Source organism: Enterococcus phoeniculicola ATCC BAA-412 (genome assembly GCF_000407505.1).
GTDB lineage: Bacteria > Bacillota > Bacilli > Lactobacillales > Enterococcaceae > Enterococcus_K > Enterococcus_K phoeniculicola.
On record NZ_ASWE01000010.1, the window covers coordinates 1 to 2,619 of the forward strand.

Here is a 2,619-nt window from a genome sequence, read left to right on the forward strand (position 1 = left end):
ACATTAACTTGGACATTGTCAGATACACCATCAATTTAAGGAATTGCATTAGAGTAAAGAAAAAACACTTCAAATGATTTTTATAAAAAACAATCAGACGACTGACTATTGGGAGGAAATATAAATGAAAAATACAAAAATGTTAGTAGCAACTATCGCGTTGTTTGGCGCAGCAGTTTTAGCTCCATTATCAGCACAAGCAGGAACTACAGGAGATACGTATCCATCTAAAGGTGTGATTACTTATACACCAAGTACAGATCCAACTGACCCAGTGGATCCATTAAAACCAGTAGATCCAATTACACCGACAAATCCAGATGGAGAAGATCCATCAGAACCAGGAACAGCTGGACCACTATCTATTGATTTTGCATCAAGTTTCTACTTTGGCGAACAAACTATTACCTCTGTTACAAAAACATACAATGCTTTACCACAAGCATACAAAGATAAAGCAGGCACTGATACAACGGGTCCAAACTTTGTCCAAGTAACAGATAACCGAGGAACAGAAGCAGGCTGGACACTTAAAGTGACACAGGATGCACAATTTAAAACAACAAACATCAAGGCTGGCACTGAATTAGAAGGGGCTGAAATTACGTTAGACAACGGAAACGTAGTGACTGCTTCCCATTCAACAGCGCCAACAGGTCCTACACAAATCGTTTTAGCACCAGGTGCTGAAACCTTAGTGATGAGTGCAAAAGCAACCGAAGGTGCTGGAACTTACTTGTTTGATTGGGGAACTGATCAAGCATCAGCAGCAACCAGTGTTTCTCTTGAAGTACCAGGCTCTTCAACAAAATATAGTGATCGTTATGAAACCAACTTTACATGGGTACTTAGTGACGTTCCAGGGGTTTAATGAAAGCAACGGAAGAATCGCGGAAGTTCCATTGAAAGGTCTGAGTCTGAGACATAGCTCCTTGAGCTATGTTTCGGACTCTTTGAATCTAAATAAACGGTGATAGGCGTGAGTGGGAACCCTCAGAAATGAGTAGGACAGATCTGTTCGTTTTTCGAGGAAACGACGTTCGCTCCAATCCAAAGTTACTCTGATATAAAAAAAGCAGGCTCTATTTTTGCATAGTAAACAAAGGGGAAATGAACTATATGAAACAACTTAAAAAAATTATGTGGACGCTTCTATTCATCGGAGGCATCTTGTTCACTACAAGTCCAGGGTTTGCTTCCAAACTGAATTTTGCGGTAAGCCCAGTCATACCTGAAAATCAAATTGATAAAAATAAAACATATTTTGAATTATTGATGAAACCAGATCAAGCCCAGACCGTTGAAGTGGAGCTTAGAAACAGCACCGATAAAGAGGTCAAAGTGGGTATTCATGTGGCAAGTGCTACAACGAATTTAAATGGGGTAGTGGAATACAGTCCCAACGAGATTAAAGCAGATGAGTCATTAAAGTATAATTTGAAAGATCTCGTTGAAGTCGAAGAAGAAGTGACCCTAAAACCAAAGAGTGTAGTGAATGTTCCACTGAAAATTACGATGCCCAAGGACTCATTTGACGGGATTCTAGCAGGCGGTATTACATTCAAAGAAATCGTCTCTGAAAAAGCGAAAACTGAAAAAAATGAAGAAACAGGCATGGCAATCAAAAACGAATATGCCTTCGCCGTAGGACTTGTGTTAAAAGAAACAGATGTAGAAGTAAAGCCAGATTTAAACATACTCGAGATTAATGCGTCTCAAGTGAATGTTCGAAACGTAATTAATGTTGGGTTTCAAAATCCAGCGCCTGTTTATTTGAATCAATTACGTATGAACCACGAGGTGACAAAGCAAGGAGAAAGTGACGTTTTATACAAATCATCTGCGCCGAGAATGCAGATGGCACCTAATTCAAATTTTGAGTATCCAATCGCATTAAATGGCGAAAAGTTACAAGCAGGGAAATACCTGTTGAAGACAGTTGCTTATGGTGGATTGTCTGATAGTGGCAAGTATGAAGTGAAAGACGAAGAAGGAAACACCGTTCGTTATCTTTATAAATGGACATTTGAAAAAGAGTTTGAAATCAAAAAAGAAGTGGCGGATAAATTAAATGCCAAGGATGTTTCGATTGAAAAAGAAGATTTCCCATGGCTGTATGTTATTATTGGCGCGCTGATTTTATTGATCGCGATTCTACTATTGATTTTATTTTTAAAGAGAAAGAAAGACAAAGATGAAGAGGCTAAGTAACAAACAAAAAGAATGGTTTGTTGAATGCCTCATCGATGGACTCGTTATTTTAGGTTTGTTGTTCATCGTTTCCCCTTGGTTAAAAGATAGTATGATTGGTTGGCAAATTCAACGAACAGCGTTCGTTCAACAGAAAATTTTGCCAACCGAATATCCAGTGGAAGAAGCAATCCAAACGCCACAGCTTTCTTCTATTTTCAACAATCGTGCAAAGGCAACACAAGAAAGCTATGGGCAGATTTTGATCCCCTCTGTGGGGCTAGAACAGCCGATTCTCGTGGGTATTACTAACGAGAATCTCCTTTTGGGCGGGGTTGTCATGTATCCAGACCGAACATTGGCAAAGGATAATTTTGTCTTGTTTGGGCACCATTTAGGTATTGATGAGTTATTGTTTGGCAAGCTGCT

At 39.3% G+C, this 2,619-nt stretch carries 3 protein-coding genes; all 3 read left to right on the forward strand.

From position 1 onward, the window contains the following. Positions 1-124: 124 nt before the first annotated feature. Positions 125-871, forward strand: coding sequence for a WxL domain-containing protein (locus tag I589_RS17655; RefSeq protein ID WP_010770208.1), 747 nt, complete (start codon positions 125-127; stop codon positions 869-871). A 248-nt stretch (positions 872-1,119) separates the two neighbouring features. Then, entirely contained in the window at positions 1,120-2,211 is a 1,092-nt protein-coding gene (locus I589_RS17660) for a WxLIP family cell surface protein (protein WP_010766889.1), read from the forward strand. Then, the coding region (locus I589_RS17665) for a sortase family protein (protein ID WP_016250120.1) at positions 2,195-2,619 on the forward strand (425 nt) is incomplete at its 3' end. The genes I589_RS17660 and I589_RS17665, both read left to right, overlap by 17 nt.